Below are 25,646 nucleotides of genomic sequence, written 5' to 3'. Positions count from 1 at the left end.
GAAATTTCAGCCTTTGTTCATCAACTCTCTGACGGTTTCGATGACTTCCGCCGTTTGCGGACGGACTCCGCGCCATAAAAAGAAGGCTTCGGCGGCTTGGCCGACCAGCATACCTAAACCATCCATTGTTTTGCAGTCCGGTTGGTGTTGTTTTGCCCACTGCATGAACACGGTTGGTTCCTGACCATACATCATGTCGTAAACTAATGAATCACAAGCAATCAAGTCGCTTGAAATTGGCGGGAGTTTGCCTTCAAGACTGGCTGAGGTGCCGTTGATGATAATGTCATAGGGGCCGTTAGGGATGTCTTCCCAGCCGCTGGCTGTGATCGGGATTTCGGTATCGAAACGTTCACCTAGTATTTGAGCGCGTTTGGCCGTGCGGTTGGCAATATGCACTGAGGCCGGCTGTTTTTCTAGTAGAGGCTGTAGAATGCCTTGTACCGCACCGCCTGCGCCCAGAATCAGTACTTTCTGGCCTTTGAACGCGCGTTGACCGTTGATTTCGATGTCGTTAACCAGTCCGATGCCGTCAGTATTGTCTCCGGTCGTTGATCCGTCTTCGTGGAAGATGAACGTGTTGACCGCGTGTGCGGTCTGCGCCCGCTCGGAAAGCGTGTCGGCATACTCAAAAGCGTCCAGCTTATAGGGTACGGTAATATTGATTCCCTTGTAACCGCGATTCTTGAGATCCGCCATCGCCCAGACAAAAGTAGTGTCATCGGTATCGACCAAAATAGCCTCATAGCTGATGTCTTCACCCGTTTGTTCTGCAAACAGGCGGTGAATAAGCGGGGATTTTGAGTGGGCAATCGGGTATCCGACTACGGCGTATGCATCCGTCATAGTATGTTCAAATCCTGCGTTATGGGGTTTCGTTCAACCAGATGGCGGCCAGTTTGGCGTAGTAGGTCAAAATCCCGTCTGCGCCGGCACGCTTGCAGCTCAGCAAGGTTTCCAGTACGACCGGGCGTTCGTCAATCCAGCCGTTTTGGGCCGCGGCTTTCAACATCGCATATTCACCACTTACGTGGTAGACGAAAGTCGGTGCTTTGAATTCCGTTTTAATGCGTTGGACGATGTCCAGGTATGGAATGCCAGGCTTGACCATGACCATGTCAGCACCCTCGTTCAAGTCCAGAGATACTTCGTGTAAGGCTTCGTTGCTGTTGGCAGGATCCATTTGGTAGGTGTGTTTGTTGCCCTTGCCCAGGTTGCCGGCCGAGCCTACCGCATCACGGAAAGGTCCGTAGAAAGAGGAGGCATACTTGGCTGAGTAGGCCATGATGCGGGTATTAATATATCCGTGGTCTTCAAGCAATTCACGAATTTCGATGATGCGTCCATCCATCATGTCGGATGGGCCGATGACATCTGCACCCGCTGCCGCGTGGGACAAAGCCTGCTGCATCAATACGTCGATGGTGTCGTCATTAAGTACGTAACCGTTGTCGTCGATAATGCCGTCCTGGCCGTGTGTGGTAAACGGGTCCAGCGCCACATCGGTCATGACGCCCAATTCCGGGCAGGCCTGCTTGACCGCGCGAATCGCTCTTTGTGCCAATCCTTCAGGATTATAGGCTTCTGCGGCATCCAGGGATTTGGCTTCTTCCGGCGTGACCGGAAACAGTGCGATCATTGGTATGCCAAGGGCTGAAATTTCTTTGGCTTCCTCAACCAAAAGGTCTATACTCAGGCGTTCAACGCCCGGCATGGATTTAACAGGTTCGCGTTTGTTGTGTCCTTCGATAACAAACATCGGCAAAATCAGATCATTGGTGGTCAATACGTTTTCACACATTAAGCGGCGTGAAAAATTGTCTTTACGCATACGTCGCATGCGGGTGATAGGAAATTGGCGATCAATCATAACGAGAACCTTTAAATAAGAAACTGAGAAACGCTTAGTGGAAGTGCTTGAATGATACTATCCAATCCCAAAAAAGAAAAGGAGCGCAGCGGTGAGTGAGCAGATGGAATACCTGTTTTTCGATAAGGAATTAGCGCAAAGATTTAGTGATTTTTGTTCTACTCATTCGATTCAAGCCGAAATGGAGGTGGAAGAGACGCCATCCGGAGAAAATTCCTATTGCGTGAAGTTTGCGGATGATCTGAACGACGAAACTTTGGATCAGATTGAAGACACTTATAATGATATGTTCTTTGGCGAACAGGCGGCGCAAATAGAAGGTAACGATTCTTCCGGTGCGCTTGCGGACGCTTGCGGCGTTCAGGTAATGTTGCAGTCCGGTGAGTATACGACGGTAGCGATCCATCCCGAGATCATGAATAAAATCTTGTCAGTATTGACGGTCGATGAGTTGCAAAAGTTTCTGAGTCAAGTGGCCGAAGATATTGAAAATCCCAAGTCGGGACCGATTTGCCGCCGGGAAGATCTACCTGTTCTTTGAAAGGGTTCTCAGGGGTAAAACAATACGTTTATTATGGAAATTATGAATATACGTACTTTTGCTGATTGATAGAAAGGGGGCATGTACCTCATAAAAAATTTATATAAGTAATTTCTAATTTTTGTGATGTTCATGGCTTGAAGTATTTAGTTATAAAACATATCATTACTGGTCAGCAAAAAATGTATAGCCGGTACTCGGTATCGCAGTACAAGTACACGCTAACTAAAAGATAAATAAACTCTTGAATCTGGGGTGTTGTTGCCAGGCAACAAGATCAATCAAGGAGCATTAAATGACAGATCAAAACGTAGAAAAGGTTGCGGTTCAAACTGAAGATAGCCGTAACCAAAGCCGTCGTGCCTTTCTAAAAGGTGGTGCGGCTGTAGCTGGAGGTGTGCTTTTCACTAAGGCCGCTTCTGCTGCTGAAGGTGCGGGTTACGACCCTAAAAAAGCAGTAGCACCATATGCTGGTAAAGAAGAACTTACAGCCGTATTGCAAGACGGTGCAGCTCGTAAGTCTTTAGGTTTCGGTGTTCGTAAATATCCATATGGTATGCCTTCTCCATTCGAGAAAGAAGTTCAACGTCGTACTCTAGAGTGGTTGACTCCTGACTCAATGGCATCTATTACCATGACTCCGCTACAAAGCTTGCACGGTATCATCACTCCAAACGGTCTTCACTTCGAGCGTTTCCACGGTGGTGTACCAACAATCAACCCAGATGATCACCGTTTAGTAATTCACGGTCTTGTAGAACGTCCATTGATCTTCACTATGGATGATCTTAAGCGTTTCCCATCTGTTTCACGTATTCACTTCGTAGAGTGTCCTGCTAACGGTGCGATGGAGTGGAAAGGTGTTCAGTTGAACTCTGTTCAGTGGACTCACGGTATGATGTCTTGTGTTGAGTACACAGGTGTTCGTCTATCTGACCTATTGAAAGAAGCTGGTATCAAGCCAGAAGGTAAGTGGATCATTCCTGAAGGTGCGGATGCATCTGGTATGTCACGTTCGATCCCTCTTGAAATCGCGATGGATGACTGTTTTGTAGCTTACGCTCAGAACGGTGAAGCTCTACGTCGTGAACAAGGTTACCCAATCCGTTTGGTTGTTCCTGGATGTGAAGCGAACATGTGGGTTAAATACCTACGTCGTATTATGGTTCACGATGTGCCTATGCAGCACCGTGAAGAAACCTCTAAGTATACTGAATTGATGCCTGATGGAACTGCACAGCGTTTCTCATGGTACATGGAACCAAACTCAGTAATCACTTACCCATCTCCAGACTTCAAGATGCAAGGTCCTGGTAAGTACTTCGTACGTGGTCTAGCATGGTCTGGTCGCGGTAAAGTTGCTCACGTTGATGTATCTTTCGACGGTGGTAAAAACTGGAAAGAAGCTCACTTCACTTCTCCTGTTCTTGATAAGGCTTGGACTCGTTTCGAGATCGAATGGGATTGGGATGGTTCAGAAGCGTTCCTAATGAGCCGTGTTACAGATGAAACCGGTTATGTTCAGCCGCCTATGCCGCAAATGCGTAGCTTAGAAGGTACAAACAACGTTTACCACCGTACTGCTATGGTTACATGGCGCGTACACGCTTGGGAAGACGGCAAAAACGGAGGCATGATTGAAAATGTTCAGTACTAAAAAGACATTCGTTGCAGCAGCGGTTGCAACTCTATTTGCTGGTTCTGCAAGCGCAATGAGCGATAGCTCGAACGGTGCTGCTTCTGGCGAGAAAATCGATGGTAAATACGCTGCGAACTACGCAGAAATTATCAAAGAAAACGGTGGTAAATACCTAGACGCTAAAGTTATTGAAGCAATTCTTGGTAAAGACGCTACTTACGGTCGTGACGGCCTGGAAGGTAAGCTGGATCCAGCTAACCCATACTCTTTCGAAGTTGATGACAGCATCGATGGTGGTAACCACGGTAACGCTCAGTGTAAAGTTCCTGCAGCTTTCACTGAAGTTCACGAAAGTGTAAACAAGAACTACTACAGCGACGCTAACTTCACAGCTTACGGCTTCGGTACTCCGATTGCTGAATCAGCAATGAAGAAGTGGAACATCACTGTAGACGGTGACGGTAAAGGTCTTCCTGATCCTTCAGTTGGTATGACTGTTGAGAAAGGTGCAAAGATTTACGTTCAGTACTGTGGTATGTGTCACGGTGAATTCGGTGAAGGTGCTAAAGGTTACCTACCTCTAGCGGTTGACGAGAAGTTGACTACTTCTGACTTCTTCGAACCAGCACCAATGAAAGCAGTTGGTAACTACTGGCCTTACGCGGTTACTTTGTTCGACTACATCCGTCGTACAATGCCTTTCTGGACTCCTAACGCTCCGTTCATCGGTGATGCAGGTTACATGGGTATGACTGGTTACATCCTTCAGTCTAACTACGTTCCTATGGATGACGAAGGTACCGAACTATCAGACGATACTTTCTTCAACTCTGAAGTACTTATGAAGATGAATAAGTACATGAAGAACCAAGGTAACTTCTTCTGTGACCACCGTCCAGTTGTTCACAACGAGCGTTGCATGACTAACTGTCCTGACGCTGAAGTTGGTGACGGTAAAGGCGATATCCATAACTATCGTCAAGCTCGTAAGCTTCCTGACGGAACTCCTCAGTATAACGTTCCACAACGTATGCATGAAGATCCACCAGGTGTAGGTCACTCTGGTATGTAATCATCCGATTACATCGTTGTTAAAAAGCCCGCTTTATGCGGGCTTTTTTCGTTTTGAACAGCTGAAAATAAATCTTTTTCTCCGCTGTAAATTTTTTGCCTTTATTTCGAAATATATTATTGAATTCTAATGCTTTATTCGTGTAAAATGCGTTATTCCCACGTGGCTATAACGCTAGGCAAAACAGATAGAGATAAAACTGCTGATGAGAAAAGAACTGATTGACCCATTCAACAGAAAAATCGAGTATGTACGAGTTTCGGTTACCGATAGATGTAACTACCGATGCGGTTATTGCATGCCGGAACAAGGAGTGCATCCAGAAGGCCAGCATACCGAATATCTATCTTATGAAGAATTGGCGAGAATCATAAAAGCGTTCGTTAACCTGGGTGTGGCTAAAGTTCGTCTAACAGGCGGAGAGCCATTGGTTAGAAAAAATCTGGCTTCTTTGGTTGAAGAGATCAATAGCTATGAAGGGTTGGAAGACATTGCACTTTCAACCAATGCGCATCACTTGGAAAGGGAAGCGTTGGCGTTGCATCAAGCCGGTATCAGCCGTGTGAATATTTCAATCGACTCATTGAAACCGAAACGTTTTAACAAGATAACCCGAGGTGGAAATCTGGAAAAGGTGTTAGCCGGTGTCGACAAAGCATTGGAAGTAGGCATGCGCCCGGTCAAATTCAATATGGTCGTCATGAAAGGGACCAATGACGACGAAATCGAGGCGATGGTGGATTACGGACTTGAGAAAGGCGTTGAAGTTCGCTTTATCGAAACTATGCCGATTGGCCCGGCTGGCGTGAGTATGATGGATCAACACTATCCAGCAGAAAAGATACTGGCACGTATTAAAAAACATGTTGGAACAGATCTATTGCCTTCTTCCGGTAAAACACACGACGGCCCGTCTCGTAACTTCCAGATTGCAGGGACCGATACCCGGATCGGTGTGATTTCAGCAGTTTCACAACATTTCTGTGAAACCTGTAACCGTGTGCGTTTGACGGCGCGCGGTGTACTGGCGTTGTGTTTGGGTCAGGAAGATTCGGTTGACCTGCGCACGCCATTAAGAAACGGCATTACAGATGCAGAATTGGAACAGTTGATTACCGATGCAATGTTGAAGAAGCCGGAAAGACATTTCTTTAATGAAAATGTCCACAATATCGAATTCAGACAAATGGTACAGCTCGGCGGTTAATGTCAAACCGACCAGTAGAACAAATTATTTGGTATCCAGTCCAGTAGAGGATAAAAACGATGGTAAACGTACTTTATTTCGCAAGTTTTCGGGAAATGTTAGGCAAGGCAAATGAACAGATGCCGGCCAATCATAACACCGTTGATTCGTTGATTTCAGAATTGGCGACTCGTGGTGATAACTGGAAGCAAGCATTATTGGATAATCAGAACCTTCAGATCGCTGTGAATCACAATGTTGCTAACCGCCAGACGGAAATCCGTGCTGGAGACGAAATTGCATTCTTTCCTCCGGTAACAGGAGGCTAAGGCTAGATGGCAAACTATCCTTATATTAAGGTTCAAAAGGAAGATTTCGATCTGACAACCGAGGTTGCCAAACTTCGTGAAGGTCATACCGACATCGGTGCGGTGGTTTCATTTGTCGGAACCGTACGTGACATCAACGAAGGCGATGATGTTTCCGTATTGGAATTAGAACATTATCCGGGGATGACTGAAAAGGCTTTAGAGAAGATTCGCCTGGAAGCGCACGAACGATGGGAGTTGGAATCCAGCGTAATTATTCATAGAATTGGAAAGATGTATCCAACCGATCAAATCGTACTGGTCGCGGTCAGTAGCCGCCATCGTGAAAACGCTTTCTATGCCGCACATTTCATTATGGATTATTTGAAAACCAACGCGCCGTTCTGGAAAAAAGAGACCTTACCGGATGGTGAAGAGCGTTGGGTCGATGCGCGTTTGAGCGATAAAGACGCTGAAAAGCGTTGGCAATAACGTATAGGTAAACCGTATTTAAATTTTTAACGAATTCTGTCATTTCCCCGCAATAGCGGGGATTTTTTTGAGATTGATTATGAAGACATTTGATGAAGCATTACATTACCTCCTTAGTCAGGTAGAAACCACACAGAAGACGGAAACCATCCCTGTGTTTGAAGCGTTGGGAAGAGTTCTGGCAAAAGGAATCGTTTCCGACGTCAACGTACCGCCGCATGATAACAGCATGATGGACGGTTACGCTTTGCACAGTTATGACCTAGAACATAATTCGACCCTGACGGTCAGTCAGCGTATCCCGGCCGGTTCCCAGCCGCAACCGCTTAAAGCGGGTACGGCCGCACGTATTTTCACCGGTGCACCGATTCCGGAAGGTGCGAACGCCGTGGTAATGCAGGAAGAGACGGAAGCAGATGGTGAGCAGGTCAAAATCACGAGTGAGAAGACGCGCCCAGGCCAGAATATTCGTAAATTGGGTGAAGATATTGCATTAGGTGATGAAATCCTGAAAGCCGGTCATAAATTGCGTCCTCAAGACCTTGGCTTGATTACCTCGATTGGTATTGGTGAAGTTGAAGTCTACCAGCCGCTTAAGATTGCAACCTTCACAACCGGTGACGAGTTGCTGGAGCCGGGTGAAGCGCCACAGCCGGGCAAGATCTTTAATGCAAACCGCTATGTACTGGCCGGTTTGATTCCCGCGCTCGGCTTTGAACTGATCGATTTGGGTCAGGTAGAAGATACGTTGGAAGCCACCATTGAGGCAATGAAGCAGGCGGCTTCAATCGCCGATGTCGTCGTGACGACCGGTGGCGTTTCAGTGGGTGAAGAAGACCATATTAAGCCGGCCATTGATCAGTTGGGTTCACTGGATATGTGGAAGGTCAAGATGAAGCCTGGCAAACCGTTGGCTTACGGTGACATTCAGGGTACACCGTTCATCGGCTTGCCAGGGAATCCGGTTTCGGCATTTGCGACATTCAATCTGTTTGCACGACCTTACCTGTTGAAGATGCAGGGTGCCAATGAATTGAAGTCCAAGCCGATCTGGTTGGAAGCGATGTTTGCATGGCCTAAGCCTGGCTTCAGACGGGAATTTGCACGCGCAAAACTGGTCAACAAGAATCAAAAGACCTATGTCGATATTTATCCGAACCAAGGTTCCGGTGTGTTGACGTCAACCGTCTGGGCGGAAGGCTTTGTCGTGATTCCTGAGGATACGGTTATCCAAAAAGGTGATAAAGTAGCGTTTTATCCATTCAACCCGATCAATGAGTAAGTTATGACCACAGAAAATAAATTAACCCACCTTGACGCCAAAGGGCAGGCTCGCATGGTCGATGTCAGCTGTAAGCAGCATACAGAGCGTGAAGCGCGTGCTATGGCCGTGATTCGCATGTTGCCGGAAACCTTGGAGATGATTGTCGAAGGCAAGCATAAAAAAGGCGATGTCATGGCAACCGCGCGTATTGCCGGTATCATGGCGGCCAAGAAGACGCCGGATATCATTCCGATGTGCCATCCGCTGATGCTGACTTCTGTGAAAGTCGAATTGACACCAAATATCGAGAAAAGCTGTGTTGAAATCGTGGCTATCTGCAAACTGGTCGGTCAGACGGGTGTTGAGATGGAAGCTTTGACCGCGGCCAGTGCGGCGGCTTTGACTTTATACGATATGTGTAAAGCCGTCGACAAAGGCATGATCATCGATCAGGTACAGTTGCTTGAGAAAAAAGGCGGGAAATCGGGTCATTGGGTGCGTCAGGGTGACGAGGTCTGATTCCGAACCGACCGAAAAAACCGAACAGGCCTGGTGGGTTTATTTGCTGCGCTGTTCGGACGACAGCCTGTACTGCGGCATCACCAATCGTTTGGAGAACCGCTTAAGGCAGCATAATGGAGAGATCAAAGGCGGTGCTCGCTATACCCAAGCGCGTCGCCCCTGTGAACTCGTTTATAAAGAAACCGCCGCTAGCCGTCAGGAAGCCCTGCAGAGAGAGTATGCGATCAAACAGTTATCAAGGCCTCTCAAAGAAGAGCTTGTCAGGCAATCTGATCAATCAACGATCCGTTAGTAGACAACGTATTCCCGATTGCCGGACGGGTCGGCCTTAAACATCACCAGCTCAAAGTTGATAACATGGCTTTGAAGGGTTAAATCGCTGTCCCATTGGGCTTTAGTGGTGTTTTCCAGTACAAGGATGTCATAACCGGAACCGCCATTGATGTCTTCATTGATTTGGCCTGTCAGGTCATTTCCCGGAAGCCCCACCCACAACACGTCATCATCTTTATTCATGTCGAGGTTCGATCCCGAAAGGACGTTGCCTTGAATCCACACTTTATCGTTGCCCCAATCCGCATTGAGGTTTTCAACCAAATCGGTACCTAAAACAAAAGAATCGTTGCCGCGGCCCAAGTCGATATTGGCTAATGCTTGCCCTACAATGTAAAGCTGGTCATCGCCCTGTCCGGTATCGATCTGAGCACCCGTGCCGACATTATTGCCAATCGCCAGATAATCATCGCCGCCGCCGAGATTTAAATTTGTTTCCACATTTCGATTGACCAGAATCACATCCGGCGTATCCGGGCTGTTAGAGACCGGTACGGTATCGTCGGCGGTGATGTCAAAATCTTCATAGGTTGCTGTTAAACCGGAAGAGGTGGTGGTCGAGTTGAAGCTATCCCAATTGACCATTTGAGAAAGGATGTACGACTTGATTTCATAACCGCTGATGGCCACGATGCTGTCATCGAAGAATTGGTTGCCTTGGTTGGAGGCGGCTGCTTGATGGTAGTACAGGTCGGTATCGCAATTTTCCTTTGACGCGGCGTTTTGCTGTGCACAATGGCTCGCTGCGGCTTCACCATCCTGATTGTATGCCACGAGGATGACACTCGCCGTATTGAGGGCGGTGTTGGTATTGTTGGCAACGGTCGAAGCATTGCATGTGGTTGTATTTTGATTGCAGAGGTAATAGTTACCGTTTCCCCGGTTGTTTGAGGTCGGAGGGGTGTCTGTCAATGTGAACCAAGGGGTGACATCGGCACCCTGATTGCAGAAAAAGCTGGCAGAACTGCGCTTGTCACAGATTAGGTTGGCATCGGTGACATCGGTGTTGACCGCATAACGGAACGCATTGTTCCAGTTATCCTGTGTTTCTTGTTTCTGTATGCCCAGATCCAAATAGGGTACTGTTCCGACACTGGTTGAACAGGCAAAGCCGGAACGGTTTTCTAAACCATCGCTGTCTGAATCCGGGCACGGCAGGTATTTATGAACACGCCCGTAATCCAGGATTTCCTGTTTGATGTTTTGTAAGGAACTTTGCGATTCTTTGATTTTCTGGCCGTGGCGTAAAGGTCCGGTTTGATTGGAGAAGCCAATCAGTGCAATGCCTATGATTACCGTCACGATCATAAGCTCAACCAGAGAGAATCCGAATTGAGTTTTGCAACAGGCCTGTTTGTTTTCATGCGTGTACATTATTGTAAACCTTGCGTTTGGTCGATGCCGTCAATCGGTTTAACCCCCGGAAAACTCGGTATCATCGGTGGGGTATCGTAGAGAATCAATTGGATGTTGGTGAAGTCGACCGTTTCGTCGGTACCGGTCGTGGCGACGGCAAATTCTACGTTGGCGTCACCGTTATCATCCAGTTGGAATATGACTTCATGCGATTCGCTCCAGCTTGTTGTGCCGTCTGCTCGATAATCGTATGCCATGGTTTCTTTAATTTCGCCATTGGCGGCAATAAAGGCCTGGTCGCTCGTGTAGTTGTGCGAGGGCGAGGGTTGGTCCCAGGTTCCTTGCGCGAGCGTGTCCAACGTCATGACAACGGTTTTTCCGGCATTCTCGGAGCCAAAACCGATTGTTTGTGAAGAGATATCCGTGGTGACATTGGTACTGTAGGAGTTGTTGTCCCCGACATTTCCTATGCTTTTGTCAGAGCCGACATCCGTCACGTTTTCCCCGGTTTTTAAAGTCGCGTTGCTGTTACTGCTGATGGTATTGACGGTTTCGTAGGTCTCCATGTCGTTTTGAAGTTTTAATTCGTAGGCGCCAATGCCCACAACCAAATCGTCATAACTCGGAGAGTGCGAATAATCGGTGGCCACATAGTTTCTATCGCCATCGATATTGTCGGATTCATCGGCATCCAAATCTGTAGCAAGGTTTCCATTCTTATTTTTTGCTATGAGAATTGCGACTTGGCCGGTTGCAACGACGTCCGAGCAGGCGGCGTCCGAGCAGATACGTAAATTATTCGGGCCAAGCTGGGTTTTTGTCGGCAAGGTGGATGAATCGAACGCCGGCAGTGCGCTGCCGGGATAGGTTTTATTTGGCGGAAGGCTTGGAATCGGATCCCGATTGAAAAAGCAGGCCGTATCTTGCGGACAATCCAACATCAAGTCCGGGTCCGTGACGCCTTGGTCGACTGCATAGACAATTGGATTGCCCCAGCTGTCTTCGATGGAAGTCTTGCTTAGACCGAGCATTTGAAAAGGGACGGTTCCGATGGAATCCGAGCAGGTGCCGACGTCGATATTCGGGATGGCCGCTTGGGCCGGAATGGCCGGGATGGCTGGAATCGTTGGACGGCTTTCGGTCCCCGGGACCGCAGGAATAGCAGGAATCGCCGGTACGGCAGGAATTCTACCCTTGGTGTAGGTTCTGTTTTCAAATCCATTCTGATTCGTATCCGGGCAAGGTACAAATTTGTTCTTTTGAGTGAATTTGATGATGGCTTTTTTGACCACCGCCAGTTTCGCCTGACTCTCTTGCCATTTGGCATGGTCATGAAATTCCGAATAGGAGATCAAAGACCCGGCACCGATGAGCGCGATAATGGCTAAAACAATGGTAAGCTCAATCAGGGAGAAGCCATTTGAATAATAGTTTGAAGGCGCTTTTTTCATGTCCGCGTGATCCTTAATTGATACCTTGTTCCGACTTGAGTAGCGAATATTTCGCTTCGTAGCCGGTAATCCAGACGATTGAGTCATCCGCTTGGTTGGCGGGCGATTGCCAGAAATAATTGTCATCGTCCGCATTTTCCTTTTCAACCAATGAAAGGGCGGTTAGGTTGCCGCTATTGATGTAGCTCCAGGTTTGGTCGCTATTCTTGCCAAAGTTGACGACAACGGCAATGGCCGCCTCTTCTAATAGGTCGGAGCTGGGGCTCGAGGCATTACAGCCGGTTGTCTCCGTTTCTGAACAAACCGTTAGGTTGCCTGAACCGGCGGTAGTTCCCGTAGGAGGTGTGCTGAGCGCAAAAGGCGGAGAGGCTGCGATTCCGAAATAGCTTGCGGAAAACAAGTTGTTGTCGATGTTGGCGGTAACCGTTTCGGAATTGACCTTGTAGTAAAGCGTTTGGCCGGAATTGTCGCTTAGGGAAATTCCAAGCATCAGATGCGGTAGTTTGCCGGAATCGGAAATGCATTGATTTCCTGAACGGTTCTCCCAGCCATCACTGTCGGTATCCGGGCAAGGTAGGTAACCATTGGTCTGTAAGAAGCTCAAAAGCAATTTTTTTGCATGGGTGACTTCGGTAATGTCTTCTTTGTGCTGGTCATACTCCCTTGAAACGGCTGAAACTTTGACCAGTTGTGTTGTCAAAACTCCCAGTATGGCTAAGGCAATCACAATCTCCAAAAGTGAAATTCCCAGCTGCTTTTTGTATTTCATAGCGTTAGGCTGTGTCATATCCTAGGACTCACTTTATGGGCACACGATGTTTCGCCAGCCCTGTCCTCCAAGGTTGTTGAGGGCGGTACCGTTGCAGGCGAAAATCGGTCTGTTGACCGGGTTGGTATAAGCGCATTCATTAAACCAGTGCTCCGTGTTATCCGTTATGGAATTGCACAGATCGGGCGTGCCGTCCTGAGGGAAGGTATCTTGAGTGACTCTGGACAGGATCGCGGCTTCCCATTCGTTTCTGGTAATGGTGATGACATAGTCGTTAAAGGTGTTTGGGTTGACACCTATGGATTGAAAATTGATGTTGTAGCCGAGGGTGGATGAAGGTTGTTCCAAATAGTCTGCGATGTTGTTGCTGGGTCTGGATTGGCCAGCCAAGGGCGCACCGGCATAAAAAAGCGCCATGACTATGTCGTCTTTTCCGTCTACCAGAAGCGGAGGAACGTCCTTGTTTGAGAGGTCTTTGACTTCGTGTGTCAGCGTTGTATTGATTTCGGGGATTCGGGAGGCGGAGTTGAATTGGTAGAAACTGTGCGAGTTGACCAGACGGCTGTCCACCGCAAACCAATAACGTGAAGAATCGACACTGGAGTCAATAAATGAAAAGAAATGGTTGGCAATCCGGGTGGGCACCCTTCCTATGACATACAACTGGTTTGTGCCCGAAACATACCCGCATGGCTCGTTTGGGTTCCCGTCATTATCGGTGTCCGGACAAGGAAAATACCCCACACCGGAGACGACGCTCTCATCCGAATAGATTTCGGGGTGAAGGATCGCGTAGGCCAGCATTCGGTCTTTAATCGCTTTTAGCTGTGAGAGATTTCGGTCTTCACTCTCCAGTTTCATCGAATTGGAGCGGATTTCTCCCAATGTTCCGAACCAGACAGCCGTACCCAGAGCCAGCATCATGAGGATCATGAGTACCATAAAACCTTTTTGATGATCGGCGTTGCGGTATCTAATCGGAGAGGAGTCGTTCATGTCGGTAATCAAGCCTTATGGGTCTCGCGATGGAATTTGTCTTACGATTTCCTTACAAATTATATCGTATTGTTTTTTAAAGATTTATGAATTAGGCCAATGTGTATGAAAGATTTTTGGGTTAATTGATGAAACCCGGATGGGAGCAGAATTTCTCAGAAGGCAGTGAAAGGGGCTTATAAAAGCAAACAGGCCTGTCCGGAAATATATCCGAACAGGCCTGTTGCGTTTTTTAAAGGATGTTGGCCGTTATTTAGTCAAGCGACGTGGCTTTCCTTTGTCTTTGGGACTTCCTTTTTTGCGCGATAGACGCTTGCGAGGCGCTTCACCAATGGTTTTGACCTTGGAGATATTCAGCTGCTGGCCGCATACCCACGACTTTTTCAAATCCGCGAGAACTTCTTTCGGCATATCCGCTGGAAGATCGACCGTGCTGTAGGTGTCGTCGATGTTCAGCTGGCGAATGAATTCGCTGTCCAGTCCGGCTTCGTTCGCGATACAGCCGACGATGTTACCCGGCTTGACACCGTGGGTGCGGCCGACTTCCAAACGGTAACGTGCCATGCCTTCGTCCGGTGTGGCGCTGCGTTCACGACGTTGACGCGGCTCGCGCTCATTACGTTGGCGGGAATCTCCGTCACGTGAAGATTCACGGCGTGGCTCGCGTTGCGCTTTTTCATCAAGGAAGAATGGCACATCACCTTGTAACAGGCGAGCCAGACCGGCGGCGATTTCAAGTGCCGGAATGTTCTGTTCCGATTCAACTTGTTCGATCAATTCCTGATAGAACTGGATGTCGTCCTGTTGCGCTGCATCGACGATGCGTTGCTTGAAGCGTGCTACACGGTTTTCGTTGATGTCCTGCGTCGACGGCAGTTCCATCATCGGAATCTGTTTTTTGGTCGAGTGTTCGATCGAACGCAGCAAACGGCGCTCACGCGGTGCGACGAACAGGATCGCGGTACCGCTACGGCCTGCGCGACCGGTACGACCGATACGGTGTACGTAAGATTCGTTGTCGTGCGGAATGTCGTAGTTGATGACGTGGCTGATACGAGGAACGTCCAAACCACGTGCGACGACGTCGGTGGCGACCAGAATGTCCAGTTTACCGTTCTTAAGCTGGTCGACAATACGCTCACGCTGGTTCTGGGCGATGTCGCCGTTCAGTGCTGCGGATGCATAACCACGCGCTTCAAGTTTTTCAGACAGTTCGACCGTAGAGGTTTTGGTACGCACGAAAATGATGACCGCATCGGTCTCTTCGTGTTCCAAGATTCGGGTCAAAGCATCCAATTTATGTGTGCCGCTGACCAACCAGTATTTCTGGTCGATGGTCGTAGCCGTCGAAGTTTTCTGTTTGATGATGACTTCGGTCGGATTCTGCAAGTGCTTGTTGGCGATGCGGTGTACTTCTTTCGGCATGGTGGCCGAGAACAAGGCAATTTGACGCTCTTTAGGCGTGTGTTCCAGTACCCATTCAACGTCGTCGATGAAGCCCATGCGCAACATTTCGTCGGCTTCGTCCAATACCAAGGTAGTTAAACCGTCAAGCTGCAAAGTGCCTTTGCGGATATGGTCCATAACACGGCCAGGTGTTCCGACGACGACATGAACGCCACGCTTAAGGGCACGGATCTGTGTGCCGTAATCCGATCCGCCGTAAATCGGCAGGACGTGGAAGCCTTTCATGTGGTGTGCGAAGCTTTGGAAGGCTTCGGATACCTGAATCGCCAATTCACGTGTCGGTGCCAGTACCAAGACTTGAGGCTTGGTTTTCTTGATATCGATTTTACTCAGAACCGGTAGCGCGAAAGCCGCGGTTTTACCGGTACCTGTTTGCGCCATACCCAGAATATCGCCACCCTCAAGTAGGGTCGGAATGGCTTGCGCCTGAATCGGGGAAGGGGTTTCGTAGCCGATTTCGGTAATCGCCTTGAGAATGTCAGAGCTTAGACCGAGTTGGTCAAATTTAATTTCGGTGGTCATCCAATAATCCTTTGTCGCTCGTCGAGCGAGTGCTTTGCCCTGGAATAAAGGAAGACATGAGTTCAATTTGAGTTTGAATCAGGTAATCGTAACGATAGACGCGGGTCATTGTCTCCGTTTATTTTCAACGGAGGAGCGTCAGGTTGTTATTCTGGGGCAAAAATTCTTTTAAGTGAGCACTTTTGCAGCAGAAAACAGTCGGGTCAACTTCGAATTGTCACGGGAAGTTGAAAAGCATAAATATGCGGGCAAGTGGCTCAGTGGTATTCGTTTGTGCGGGAGAGGGATTCTCAACCGGTTCTATCAAACGAGCGCGGATTATACTAAATTATTAATAGTATTGCAAAAATAACTTATGGCAGGATTTAAACAGGCCTGTTCAGTCCGGTTTTTCGCTGGTTTTATGCGGAACCAGGAAGGTCGACTCGAATTCGGCGCCCGGAACAGGTCTGCTATAGACGTATCCTTGAATTAGCAGGTTTTTGGATCTCTGGCGCAGGAACTCCGCCTGCTCTTCGCTTTCTACCCCTTCGGCAACGACGGATAGGTTCTTGGTCTCCGCCAGCTTCAAGATGGAATCGACGATGGCGACGTCTTCCGGGTTTTCAGGGATGTGACGGATGAAGCTCTGGTCGATCTTGAGCTCGTGCAGCGGCAGACGCTGAAGATAGCTTAATGACGAGTAACCGGTACCGAAATCATCGATGGAGATATGGAAGCCCAAGCTGACCAGATGCTGGATTTTCTGCAATGCCAGATTGGTGTTGCGGATCAGGACGCCTTCGGTCAGTTCAAGCGTGATGTTTCGTGGATTGACCTGGGTGAACTTCACCAAGCCGATGACCAGTTCGACAAAGCTCTGCTCGTGGAACTGAATCGGACTGATGTTGATGGAGACGCGGATATCGTCATACATCTCGTTCCAGGCTTTGGCTTGCAGGAATGCCTTGTGCATGACCCACAAACCAATTTTGATGATCTGGCGTCCTTCCTCGGCAACCGGGATGAAATCGCATGGCGGAACAAACCCAAGCGTTGGATGGAACCATCTTAGCAAGGTTTCGGCTGCGACGGCTCGTCCGTTCGCATCGACCTGTGCCTGGAAATAAAGCTGAAACTCTTCATCCAATTCGGAGTGGTTCAGGGCCTGAAGCATCTCCAATCGCTGTTTGGCGACTTCGCAAAGCTTGTCTTCGAAGACAAACACCTGGTTTCCACCAAGGTTTTTCGCCTCGTGCATCGCAAGGTTGGCATAACCGATCAGTTGGTCGGTCTGGCCGCATTCAAGATGATGCGGGAACATATACACGCCGACACTGGCGGAACAGTGCAGGGAGCGGTTTTTTATGGTGTAGCGATCATCAAGTTCCTCTTGCACTTTGCTCGCAAGTTCCAATACACCTTCATAGGCGATTTGCGGATCCTGGCTAAGTTCGGGAATCAGGATGGCATATTCGTCGCCGTCCAGGCGAGCGACTAAATTGCGTTCGCCGGCCAGTTTGGTCAGCTTTTGTGCGACGAGGATCAGAAGTTGGTCTCCGATCGCATGCCCCAGGGTGTCGTTTAGAATCTTGAACCCGTCCAGGTCCAATAGAATCAGAGCGGAGTAGCTCAGGCTTTCCGGCGCATTCTGAATTGTGGATTCAATGTGGTTGTGCAGCAAAGTGCGGTTAGCCAGACCGGTCAGTTTGTCGTAATAGGCGAGACGTTCAATTTCCGAACGGGCTTCATGAATGTCTGTAATGTCTTGCAGCACCCCGATGAAGTGTTCCACGTTTCGGTTTTCATCGGTCAGCATCGTCAAGCTTAAGACGGCATAGAACTGTGCATCCGTCGACGCTGTGATTTTTACCTCGCCGCTCCAGGAGCCTTCATTGATAAGCGCTTCCATCACACTGCCGAACGGGACACTTAATGTGACCTGCTTGGTCAGCCAGTCAAGGTAGGTCATGGTTTTGAGGGTGTCCGGTTTCAGGCCGGTGTAAGCGGAAAAAGCGTAATTGGGCTGGGTGATGTAACCGTGTGAATTCGTAATAAACTGCCCGGCATAACTGGCTTCCATCAAACGCAGTTGAGCTTCTGCCTGGACTTCTAGCGTGAGGTCTTTGATGTGGAGCAGGACGCCGTCTAAGGTACGTTCACGATTGATGATCGGGTAAGCCCTGAGTTGTACCGGAATTAAAGCGTTGTCGTGGTCGTCTTTCTGTTTTGGTTTCAGCCAGACCATCTGTTCGCAAACCGAGTTGCTGGGCTTTTGGATGCAGCTTTCGATCCAGTGCTTTAGATCAAAGCGAACACTATTGCGTTTTTTTGTGTAAAGCTTGAGGTTTGTGAACGGGGAATCGGCTTCATTGTTGCCGTACAGGAGTTTTTGGATTTTGTCGTTGACTAGTTTGGGGGTGAGTTCGGTCGAGAAGAGAATAAGGCCTTCTTGAAAAGAATCGGCAATTTGCTGACGTTGAAAATTATGCGCATGATTGAGTTCGGCGATCAGCTTTGTAATTTCAGTACTGTGATTGGGCGATTTCATACAGCTCGACGGTTTTTTAATCCAAATTTAAACCAAATAATTACCACCATAATACACTAAGTTTTTATGTGGGTTTTAACGAAAATATAAATTAATTTCGGTCCGATCATCCCGATAAAAATCGTTATTCGGCCGATGAAAAAAACTTTTCGAATTCGGTTTTGCTGCAAGGTTCACTGAATAGATAACCTTGCATGATGATGTCGTCGGGTTGCTGCCTTAAAAAATCGGCTTGTTGTTCGGTTTCGACGCCTTCCGCAACGATCAGCAGGTTTTTGTTTCTTGCCAGGCTGATAATCGATTCGACGATGGCGATATCGTCCTGACTTTCCGGAACTCGGAAGATGAAGCTCTTATCGATTTTCAGTTCATGAATCGGAAGTTTCTGTAGGTAACTTAGAGAAGAGTAACCGGTACCAAAATCGTCAATTGAAATATTGAATCCAAGTTTGGTGAGATCTTCGATTTTTTTAAGGGCGCTCTGAGTGTCCGAAATCAAGACGCCTTCGGTCAATTCCAGAGTGATGTTTTTCGGATTGGCTCCACACTCGTTTAAAATCTTGATGGTCTGCTGCACAAAATCGGCTTCATGGAACTGGATAGGACTGATGTTGATGGACAAGTTGAAGTCCGGTTGTTTTTGACACCATTCTTTGGATTGTTGGAATGCCTTGGCCAGGATCCAGTCTCCCAGCCTTAAAATCTGGCGTCCCTCTTCCGCGATTGGAATGAATTTGTTTGGAGGGATGGTGCCAAGTTCCGGGTGGTTCCAGCGAATCAAACTTTCGGCGCCGTGCAATTGACCGTTCGGTCCGATTTGCGCCTGATAATGCAATTCGAACTGTTCGTCCAGATCGGCGATTGTCAGGGCGTGCTCCAGCGAACGGCGTTCAATGACGATTTCGGAGAGCGAAGATTCGTAGAAATAGATCTTTTGGTTAGTACGTTTCTTAGCCGCAGACATGGCAAGGTCCGCGTACAGCATCAGGTCTTCCGCCGTGTCGCCTTCCTGAAACGGGAATACCGTGATTCCGATGCAGGTCGTGCTGTTCAGGGTGGTTTCGTTGATGTGGTAATTCTTGTTCAGGTGTTTGGCGATCTTTTTAGCAAGGTGGTAGGCATTTTGGGTAGCCTGCGTTTTTGAAAACGCTTTGTCCTGAGTCAGTACCAGGAACTCGTCACCGCCGACGCGGGCAATGGTGTCTTCCTCGCGTAATGAATCCTTGAGAATCTTGGCCACTTGTTTGAGCAGCGCATCACCGGTTTTTCGGCCAAAGGCATCGTTGATGCTTTTGAAACGATCCAGGTTGATAAAAAACAGCGCTGCAAACGTCCCGTGTCGCTTGTGGTGTTTTAAAGCAAGATCCAAGTGTTCGAAAGCCAGACGACGGTTGGCGAGACCGGTCAGGTCGTCGTAGTAGGCCATCTGTTCGATGGCCATTTGCGCTTCGTGAATTTCGGTAATGTTCTGGATGTTCACCACGTAGTGTTCAATGTTGAACTGCTCGTCCGCCAACAGTGAAATGCTCAGTACCGCGTAGTAGGTCACGTTCGGCAGAGGATGAAGTTCCACCTCTCCGCTCCAGAAACGTGTGCTTAATAAGGTGGTCAACACTTCGTTAGTGGTGATTTTCAACGAAACCTGCTGATCCAACCAGCCGGTCAGGGTCATGCTTTTCAAAGTCTCGGCATCCAGTCCAGTCAAGGTGCAGAAAGAATCGTTCGGATGCGTGATGTAGCCTTTTTCATTGGTGATGAACTGGCCGTGGTAACTGTTGAAAGCGGCCTCCATGAGGCGTTTTTGTTCGTCTGACTGTGCGTGGATGGTTCGGTCGTAGACCACCAGTAACAGATTCTTCAGGTTCCTTTCCGGTGTCAGAAGCGGCTTGGCAGAAAGCAGCAAAGGCGTGGTCTTAAGCGTTTCCCTATCTTTGAGCCATACTGAGACTTCTGTCGGGGTATTTGTATCGGAGCCGTCAGTCGGGATGGCCAGAAGTTTTGAAAGCCAGAGATGAAGGTCGAAACGGACAGTGGCTTTTTTGTTTTTATACAACGGAACGTTCTGGATGTGCTGTTGGGTATCCAGATACTTGGCGAACATCAGCTTGGCTTGAGCGTTGATGATTTGCGGAGTCAGGTTCGGCTTGAAGACGATGACTGCTTCATGAAAGGCACAGATGATTTCTGATTTGCTTTCTTTCTCTTCGCGCAACCGAGCATCTGAAAGCTCGAGTTGCGAATAGAGTTTTTCTGAGTTCATTCAATTCGCCGAGGTAAAAAACTAATAACCACGATTCTAACCAAGAAATTCGGGCTTGCCAATCTATTCCCGCTCAAAAGTTCCTAAAAATGGAAAAATTTTCCTAATTTCTCTATGGGCTGCGAAAAAATCAGTAAATTACACTAGGCAGCCACGTCACGATTTCCGGCCAGATCGCAATGAGAACTAACACGAAAAGCTGGATGGCGATAAACGGGATTGTGCCTCGATAAATGTCGGATGTCAGTAGTTCCTTTGGTGCGACGCCGCGTAGGTAGAACAGGGCGAAACCGAACGGAGGTGTTAAGAAAGCCGTTTGCAGGTTGATGGCGATCATGATGCCTAACCAGATCGGATCGACGCCCATCATTAACAACACCGGCGCGACCACCGGTACGATGACGTAGGTGATTTCAATGAAATCCAGGAAGAAGCCGAGTACGAACATCAGAACCATGACGATCAGCATCGCCGTGAAGACGCCGCCCGGCAGGTTAGCCAGCAATTCGTGCATCAAGTCGTCACCGCCCAAACCTCGGAAAACCAATGAGAAGAAAGCGGCACCGATGAAAATCATGAAAATCATGCTGGATACTTGTAGGGTATTGCGCATGACCGTATTCAGCGTGCTCAGACTCAGTTTGTTTTTCCCTAAGGCCAGTAGCGTTGCGCCCAATGCGCCCAGAGATGCGGCTTCGGTTGGTGTCGCAAAACCACCGAGAATCGATCCCAGAACCAGTAGGATTAATAGCAACGGCGGCAGCAGACTGCCGACAACGCGTTTGGAAAGACCAGGATCGACCGGCTTGCCGACGTTGTCGGGAACTGTGTCTGGCTGGGTGATGGCTTTAAACAGGATATAGAGCATGTAAAGCACAACCAGCAACATGCCGGGGAAGAGGGCGCCGATGAACAGGTCGCCGACCGAAAGTGTTTCGGGCGAGAAAATCCCCTGGTTTAATTGTGCTTGCTGATATGAGGAAGACAAAACGTCTCCTAACAGGATCAGAACGATTGAAGGCGGAATGATCTGCCCTAAGGTCCCGGATGCGCAGATGGTTCCGCTTGCCAGCTTCGGGCAATAGCCTTGTTTTAGCATGGTCGGCAGTGCAAGAAGTCCCATAGTAACGACCGTAGCCCCGACAATCCCTGTACTGGCGGCGAGCAGCATACCAACTAGAATCACCGCAATGCCAAGCCCGCCTTTGACGCCGCGCATGACTTCATCCATGGTGGAGAGGAGCTGTTCGGCAATCTTGGACTGTTCCAGCATGATTCCCATGAATACAAATAACGGCACTGCCACTAGGGTTTCGTTGTGCATGATCCCGAAAATGCGGTTAGGCAGGCTTTGCAGGAAGTCCATGTCGAAAGCGCCGAACAGGTTGGCGATGAGGGCGAATATTAGCGATACACCGGCTAGCGTGAAAGCAACCGGGAAACCGACCAACAATGCGATAAACAGTACCGCGAATAGAAGCAGGGATAACCATTCCATTAAAGTGTGCCCTCCACTTCCGGTTTTTCAGGTGGAGAGAGAGACTCCGGCTCACTGATTTCGAGCCAGGCACGCGCCGCAATGGCCAGAGATTGCATAAGTACCAGGCCGGCCATGATCAGAATTAGGGTTTTCAACATATAAAGATAGGCGAGTCCGCCGGGTTCGGCGGAACTTTCCTTGATTGCCCAGCTGGCACTGACGTAATCCCAGCCGCTCCAAAGAATGAATAGCATACTCGGAATGGCGAACAGCAAGGTGCCGATCAGGTTGATCCACGCTTTGCGGGTTGGCGAAGCATTGGCATAGAAAACGTCAACGCGGACATGTTGATCTTGCTGGTAGGTGTAGGCGATGCCTAGCATGAACAGGATGGCGTGGTTGTACATGGCCGCTTCCTGCATGGCGATCGAGCCACTGTTAAACCCATAGCGAAGAATGACGATGGCCGCCATTAGAACGACTAAGCTAAGCGTTCCCCAAGCGACGACGTGGCCGAGCTGGGTTTGAAAACGATTTTGCAGTGAAATAAAACGTTGAAGTGTTTTGGCAAATTGCATGGTTATCTGTGCTATTAACTTGATTTGCCATGTATTTTAAGGCTTTTACGAGCGATTTTGCAGGTTTTCTATCTAAAGCTTAGGTGTTCGTTCAATGCCTGACAACCGAACAGGCCTGGTTTATTAAATCGGCAGGCCTGTCAGGTTTTGCTCCGAGGGATTATTGGATCTCCCAAAGGATGTCGTAAAGCACTCGTGTCCGGGTGTTCATGATGGCGATGTCATTGCCGACGATGACCCGGATATAACCGGCCGGTAGCGGTGAGAGACGTCGTTCCAGCTCCCAAGGCAGGGGGCGATAGTGGTAGCTGCTCGGCAGTGCACGGTGTCTTTCCAAACGTTTGTAGTGGCCGGGCGGGATTTTCTTATAGCGTTTCTTGTGCGGGTAACCGTAGTACTTGTAGATGTAGTTGCGGTCGTAGTCGTTGAACATGAGGTGAACGCTCAGGTTATCGTCACGTACATGGACGGAGCCTTGCGTTCCCATAGGGTGAATCGCACACCCGTTCAACAGGCTGATGAATCCGAGGATAACGATGGCCAGTGAGGCCTTGAATAGATTATTCATGTCCTTCTCCCGATGAGATTACCCTTCAAACAATAGCACTTTTTGAAAAGCGGCGCATCGAATAAATTTCAACTGATTCTTAATTTTGCTGTGGTTTGGATGGATATTTCATGTCCATTCGGAATGCATGGTAAGATTCGGTTTTATTTCAAATTGTATAGTTAAAACGAAAGTTTGATGATCGTTCAAGTCGCCGTCGCCGGCCCGTTTTTATTCCCGTTGGATTACCGTTTCGACCTGGAGGATTCTGTACCTCCCGTTGTCGGCGGCCGCGTATGGGTGCCGTTCCGCAATAAGCAGCAGGTTGGTTTGGTGATGGGGTTGGCGGATGAGTCGGAGTACGATGCCGAAAAACTGAAGAGTGTGGTGTCCGTCATTGATGAGCAGCCGTTGTTTTCGGAATCGCATCTGGATTTCATCCGCTGGGCGGCACATTATTATCATGAACCGATTGGTGAAGTCATTCAGGCGGCTCTGCCCAAAAAACTGCGCGCCGGAGACGCGGTGGAAATCACCGGACAGCCGGTTTGGGAACTGACTGAGCAGGGCCGGACTTTGACGCCGGAAGATTTACCGAAAAACGCCAAGCATCAGCATGCATTGTTGTCGCATCTTAAGAGCGTTTCCGGTTCTCAGTCGGCCAGTCAACTTTCATCGGCGCTGGAGAATTGGCGTTCAAGTCTAAAGAAATTCATTCAGCAAGGTTGGATCGAAGAAACCCACGGGCTCTGCTTGGCAGAAGTGGCGTACGCCGAACGTCCCGATCATATCTTGAATGCTGACCAGCAAGCGGCGGTGGATGCCGTCACGCAATTGCCGGAAGAGACCTTCAAGCCGTTTTTGTTGGAGGGAGTGACCGGCAGCGGAAAGACCGAGGTGTATTTGGGCATGATCGACGAAGTGCTCAAGCGCGGCAAGCAGGCGTTGGTTCTGGTGCCGGAAATCGGTTTGACGCCGCAGATGGTGTCGCGTTTCACCGCCTATCTTCAGCAACCGGTGGCGGCGCTGCATTCGGGATTAAACGATTCTGAGCGGCTATGTGCCTGGCATTTGGTGCGCAGCGGCGAGGTCAAGGTGCTGTTGGGAACGCGTTCTGCTATTTTCACGCCGTTTGCGGATCTGGGTATCTGCATTATCGATGAAGAACACGACCTGTCGTTCAAACAGCAGGAAGGATTCCGCTATTCGGCCCGTGACCTGCTGATTCGCCGAGCTTTTGATAATAAAGTTCCGGTTGTTCTGGGGTCGGCAACGCCGTCTTTGGAGAGTCTGTATAACGTCGACAGTGGTCGATATCAATATTTGGTGTTGAAGCAGCGTGCCGCCAATGCGCAACTCCCGACAATCAAGTTGCTGGATGTGCGTGGTGAGAAGGTTCAGGAAGGCGTTTCCCGTCCTTTGAAAGTGGCGATGGAGAAGCACCTTGAACGCAAAGGGCAGGTATTACTTTTTTTAAACCGTCGCGGTTTTGCACCGGTGCTGATGTGTCATGAATGCGGTTGGCAGGCGCAGTGTCCGAGTTGTGATGCCAATATGACGTTTCACCAATCGGGGACGGCACACGGTCATTTACGCTGCCACCATTGCGGTTATCAGTGTGCGGCTCCAACGGCTTGTCCGAGTTGTCAAAGCGAGGAATTCGTCAAGGTCGGTCAGGGAACGGAGCGATTGACGGAAACCATCGAAGAGTGGTTTCCTGATCATAAGGTGGTTCGAATCGATCGGGACACGACCCGTCAGAAGGGAAAGATGGCGGAACTCACCGAACAGGCGCGCAGCGGCGAGGCGGATATTTTGATCGGTACCCAGATGTTGGCGAAAGGTCACCATTTCCCCAATGTGACTTTGGTTGGCTTGTTGGATATCGATCAGGGTCTGTTCGGCGTCGATTTCCGCGCTTCCGAGCGAATGGCGCAGCTGATTCTTCAGGTGGCGGGTCGTGCAGGGCGTGCCGAAAAGGCGGGTGAAGTGTTGATTCAGACCCATCACCCTGACCACCCATTGTTGATGACTTTGATTGGAAAAGGGTACGACGCGTTTGCCCGCAAAGCGTTACAGGAACGTCAACAGGCGATGTTGCCGCCGTTCCGTTACCAGATCATGATCCGCGCGGAAGCCTTACAGCCTCAGGAAGCGATGCGTTTCCTGACGGAGTTGAAACACGCTTTGCTGGCGCAGGCTGCGGATTCTTCCGATGGGCAGGGCGTAAGAGGATTGGATGTCTGGGGTCCGGTTTCGGCGCCGATGGAGCGTCGTCAGGGCCGTTATCGTTACCAGCTTCTGTTGCAGTCGGCAAAGCGTTCGGAACTGCATGCGGTATTGGGACGGGTTGAGCCGTATATCTATAAGAGTCCGTTGAGCCGTAAGGTTCGCTGGAGCATCGATGTTGATCCTCAGGAGATGTTTTAGAGCGACATTCTGATTCCGGGCAGGCCTGTCCGG

General features: G+C 49.2%; 22 protein-coding genes. 10 read left to right on the top strand and 12 right to left on the bottom strand.

Annotation, left to right across the window (positions count from 1 at the left end):
- Window positions 1-6 precede the first annotated feature (6 nt).
- Both aroE and hemB read right to left on the bottom strand, forming a co-directional pair.
- Window positions 7-846: a shikimate dehydrogenase gene (gene aroE / locus QCB45_RS09495; protein WP_279420733.1), complete on the bottom strand. Its 840-nt coding sequence runs from the start codon at window positions 844-846 to the stop codon at window positions 7-9.
- A gap of 19 nt (window positions 847-865) precedes the next feature.
- Window positions 866-1,870, bottom strand: coding sequence for a porphobilinogen synthase (gene hemB, locus QCB45_RS09490; RefSeq protein WP_279420732.1), 1,005 nt, complete (start codon window positions 1,868-1,870; stop codon window positions 866-868).
- Between the two features lie 91 nt (window positions 1,871-1,961).
- Here hemB and QCB45_RS09485 point away from each other — a divergent pair, with 91 nt between their 5' ends.
- From QCB45_RS09485 to QCB45_RS09445, 9 genes are all read left to right on the top strand, one after another.
- A complete protein-coding gene (locus tag QCB45_RS09485; protein ID WP_279420731.1) occupies window positions 1,962-2,411 on the top strand; it encodes a hypothetical protein in 450 nt (149 codons plus the stop codon).
- A 295-nt stretch (window positions 2,412-2,706) separates the two neighbouring features.
- Window positions 2,707-4,068 carry a sulfite dehydrogenase gene (soxC, locus tag QCB45_RS09480; RefSeq protein ID WP_279420730.1) on the top strand — a complete coding sequence of 454 codons (1,362 nt, stop codon included), beginning with the start codon at window positions 2,707-2,709 and terminating at the stop codon, window positions 4,066-4,068.
- Window positions 4,055-5,122, top strand: coding sequence for a cytochrome c (locus QCB45_RS09475; RefSeq protein WP_279420729.1), 1,068 nt, complete (start codon window positions 4,055-4,057; stop codon window positions 5,120-5,122). Before soxC ends, QCB45_RS09475 begins: the two co-directional genes overlap by 14 nt.
- 205 nt (window positions 5,123-5,327) lie before the next feature.
- Window positions 5,328-6,329: a GTP 3',8-cyclase MoaA gene (moaA, locus tag QCB45_RS09470; RefSeq protein ID WP_279420728.1), complete on the top strand. Its 1,002-nt coding sequence runs from the start codon at window positions 5,328-5,330 to the stop codon at window positions 6,327-6,329.
- A gap of 59 nt (window positions 6,330-6,388) precedes the next feature.
- Window positions 6,389-6,637, top strand: a complete 249-nt coding sequence (gene moaD, locus QCB45_RS09465; RefSeq protein WP_279420726.1) for a molybdopterin converting factor subunit 1 — start codon at window positions 6,389-6,391, stop codon at window positions 6,635-6,637.
- Window positions 6,638-6,643: 6 nt separating this feature from the next.
- The gene (gene moaE, locus QCB45_RS09460) at window positions 6,644-7,108 is read left to right on the top strand and encodes a molybdopterin synthase catalytic subunit MoaE (protein ID WP_279420725.1); all 465 of its coding nucleotides are present in this window, start codon (window positions 6,644-6,646) and stop codon (window positions 7,106-7,108) included.
- Window positions 7,109-7,187: 79 nt separating this feature from the next.
- Window positions 7,188-8,390, top strand: coding sequence for a gephyrin-like molybdotransferase Glp (gene glp, locus QCB45_RS09455; RefSeq protein ID WP_279420724.1), 1,203 nt, complete (start codon window positions 7,188-7,190; stop codon window positions 8,388-8,390).
- 3 nt (window positions 8,391-8,393) lie between these two features.
- Window positions 8,394-8,891, top strand: a complete 498-nt coding sequence (moaC, locus tag QCB45_RS09450) for a cyclic pyranopterin monophosphate synthase MoaC (protein WP_279420723.1) — start codon at window positions 8,394-8,396, stop codon at window positions 8,889-8,891.
- A complete protein-coding gene (locus QCB45_RS09445; RefSeq protein WP_279420722.1) occupies window positions 8,878-9,186 on the top strand; it encodes a GIY-YIG nuclease family protein in 309 nt (102 codons plus the stop codon). The genes moaC and QCB45_RS09445 overlap by 14 nt, the downstream gene beginning before the upstream one ends.
- Here the strand turns inward: QCB45_RS09445 and QCB45_RS09440 are convergent.
- The 10 genes from QCB45_RS09440 to QCB45_RS09395 form a co-directional block, all read right to left on the bottom strand.
- The gene (locus QCB45_RS09440) at window positions 9,183-10,601 is read right to left on the bottom strand and encodes a type II secretion system protein (protein ID WP_279420721.1); all 1,419 of its coding nucleotides are present in this window, start codon (window positions 10,599-10,601) and stop codon (window positions 9,183-9,185) included. The two genes, QCB45_RS09445 and QCB45_RS09440, sit on opposite strands and share 4 nt — an antisense overlap.
- Window positions 10,601-12,034 carry a type II secretion system protein gene (locus QCB45_RS09435; protein ID WP_279420720.1) on the bottom strand — a complete coding sequence of 478 codons (1,434 nt, stop codon included), beginning with the start codon at window positions 12,032-12,034 and terminating at the stop codon, window positions 10,601-10,603. Before QCB45_RS09435 ends, QCB45_RS09440 begins: the two co-directional genes overlap by 1 nt.
- Before the next feature lie 13 nt (window positions 12,035-12,047).
- Entirely contained in the window at window positions 12,048-12,821 is a 774-nt protein-coding gene (locus tag QCB45_RS09430) for a prepilin-type N-terminal cleavage/methylation domain-containing protein (protein WP_279420719.1), read from the bottom strand.
- Between the two features lie 15 nt (window positions 12,822-12,836).
- Window positions 12,837-13,799, bottom strand: coding sequence for a hypothetical protein (locus QCB45_RS09425; RefSeq protein ID WP_279420718.1), 963 nt, complete (start codon window positions 13,797-13,799; stop codon window positions 12,837-12,839).
- Window positions 13,800-14,048: 249 nt separating this feature from the next.
- Complete coding sequence (locus QCB45_RS09420) at window positions 14,049-15,788, bottom strand: DEAD/DEAH box helicase (RefSeq protein ID WP_279420717.1); 1,740 nt, start codon at window positions 15,786-15,788, stop codon at window positions 14,049-14,051.
- Between the two features lie 379 nt (window positions 15,789-16,167).
- The gene (locus QCB45_RS09415) at window positions 16,168-18,318 is read right to left on the bottom strand and encodes an EAL domain-containing protein (RefSeq protein WP_279420716.1); all 2,151 of its coding nucleotides are present in this window, start codon (window positions 18,316-18,318) and stop codon (window positions 16,168-16,170) included.
- 124 nt (window positions 18,319-18,442) lie between these two features.
- Entirely contained in the window at window positions 18,443-20,578 is a 2,136-nt protein-coding gene (locus QCB45_RS09410) for an EAL domain-containing protein (protein ID WP_279420715.1), read from the bottom strand.
- A gap of 130 nt (window positions 20,579-20,708) precedes the next feature.
- Window positions 20,709-22,076 carry a TRAP transporter large permease subunit gene (locus QCB45_RS09405; RefSeq protein ID WP_279420713.1) on the bottom strand — a complete coding sequence of 456 codons (1,368 nt, stop codon included), beginning with the start codon at window positions 22,074-22,076 and terminating at the stop codon, window positions 20,709-20,711.
- On the bottom strand, window positions 22,076-22,636 hold the full coding sequence (locus tag QCB45_RS09400; RefSeq protein WP_279420712.1) for a TRAP transporter small permease subunit: 561 nt from the start codon (window positions 22,634-22,636) through the stop codon (window positions 22,076-22,078). The genes QCB45_RS09405 and QCB45_RS09400 overlap by 1 nt, the downstream gene beginning before the upstream one ends.
- Before the next feature lie 160 nt (window positions 22,637-22,796).
- Window positions 22,797-23,204 (bottom strand): hypothetical protein, encoded by a 408-nt coding sequence (locus QCB45_RS09395; protein WP_279420710.1) that lies wholly within the window; start codon window positions 23,202-23,204, stop codon window positions 22,797-22,799.
- Window positions 23,205-23,381: 177 nt separating this feature from the next.
- Between QCB45_RS09395 and QCB45_RS09390 the strand changes: the two genes are divergently transcribed.
- Window positions 23,382-25,613 (top strand): primosomal protein N', encoded by a 2,232-nt coding sequence (locus QCB45_RS09390; protein WP_279420709.1) that lies wholly within the window; start codon window positions 23,382-23,384, stop codon window positions 25,611-25,613.
- Window positions 25,614-25,646: the final 33 nt, after the last annotated feature.

Source organism: Thiomicrorhabdus sp. ZW0627, assembly GCF_029767005.1.
Lineage (GTDB): Bacteria > Pseudomonadota > Gammaproteobacteria > Thiomicrospirales > Thiomicrospiraceae > Thiomicrorhabdus.
The sequence above is the reverse complement of the archived record's forward strand: the minus strand, read 5'-3'. Positions and strand labels throughout refer to the sequence as shown.

Bases quoted from the DNA above. Each gene is read 5' to 3' on its own strand.
- aroE (WP_279420733.1), bottom strand. From the start codon at position 846: ATGACGGATGCATACGCCGTAGTCGGATACCCGATTGCCCACTCAAAA.
- hemB (WP_279420732.1), bottom strand. From the start codon at position 1,870: ATGATTGATCGCCAATTTCCTATCACCCGCATGCGACGTATGCGTAAA.
- soxC (WP_279420730.1), top strand. From the start codon at position 2,707: ATGACAGATCAAAACGTAGAAAAGGTTGCGGTTCAAACTGAAGATAGC.
- QCB45_RS09475 (WP_279420729.1), top strand. From the start codon at position 4,055: ATGTTCAGTACTAAAAAGACATTCGTTGCAGCAGCGGTTGCAACTCTA.
- moaA (WP_279420728.1), top strand. From the start codon at position 5,328: ATGAGAAAAGAACTGATTGACCCATTCAACAGAAAAATCGAGTATGTA.
- moaD (WP_279420726.1), top strand. From the start codon at position 6,389: ATGGTAAACGTACTTTATTTCGCAAGTTTTCGGGAAATGTTAGGCAAG.
- moaE (WP_279420725.1), top strand. From the start codon at position 6,644: ATGGCAAACTATCCTTATATTAAGGTTCAAAAGGAAGATTTCGATCTG.
- glp (WP_279420724.1), top strand. From the start codon at position 7,188: ATGAAGACATTTGATGAAGCATTACATTACCTCCTTAGTCAGGTAGAA.
- moaC (WP_279420723.1), top strand. From the start codon at position 8,394: ATGACCACAGAAAATAAATTAACCCACCTTGACGCCAAAGGGCAGGCT.
- QCB45_RS09440 (WP_279420721.1), bottom strand. From the start codon at position 10,601: ATGTACACGCATGAAAACAAACAGGCCTGTTGCAAAACTCAATTCGGA.
- QCB45_RS09435 (WP_279420720.1), bottom strand. From the start codon at position 12,034: ATGAAAAAAGCGCCTTCAAACTATTATTCAAATGGCTTCTCCCTGATT.
- QCB45_RS09430 (WP_279420719.1), bottom strand. From the start codon at position 12,821: ATGACACAGCCTAACGCTATGAAATACAAAAAGCAGCTGGGAATTTCA.
- QCB45_RS09425 (WP_279420718.1), bottom strand. From the start codon at position 13,799: ATGAACGACTCCTCTCCGATTAGATACCGCAACGCCGATCATCAAAAA.
- QCB45_RS09420 (WP_279420717.1), bottom strand. From the start codon at position 15,788: ATGACCACCGAAATTAAATTTGACCAACTCGGTCTAAGCTCTGACATT.
- QCB45_RS09415 (WP_279420716.1), bottom strand. From the start codon at position 18,318: ATGAAATCGCCCAATCACAGTACTGAAATTACAAAGCTGATCGCCGAA.
- QCB45_RS09410 (WP_279420715.1), bottom strand. From the start codon at position 20,578: ATGAACTCAGAAAAACTCTATTCGCAACTCGAGCTTTCAGATGCTCGG.
- QCB45_RS09405 (WP_279420713.1), bottom strand. From the start codon at position 22,076: ATGGAATGGTTATCCCTGCTTCTATTCGCGGTACTGTTTATCGCATTG.
- QCB45_RS09400 (WP_279420712.1), bottom strand. From the start codon at position 22,636: ATGCAATTTGCCAAAACACTTCAACGTTTTATTTCACTGCAAAATCGT.
- QCB45_RS09395 (WP_279420710.1), bottom strand. From the start codon at position 23,204: ATGAATAATCTATTCAAGGCCTCACTGGCCATCGTTATCCTCGGATTC.
- QCB45_RS09390 (WP_279420709.1), top strand. From the start codon at position 23,382: ATGATCGTTCAAGTCGCCGTCGCCGGCCCGTTTTTATTCCCGTTGGAT.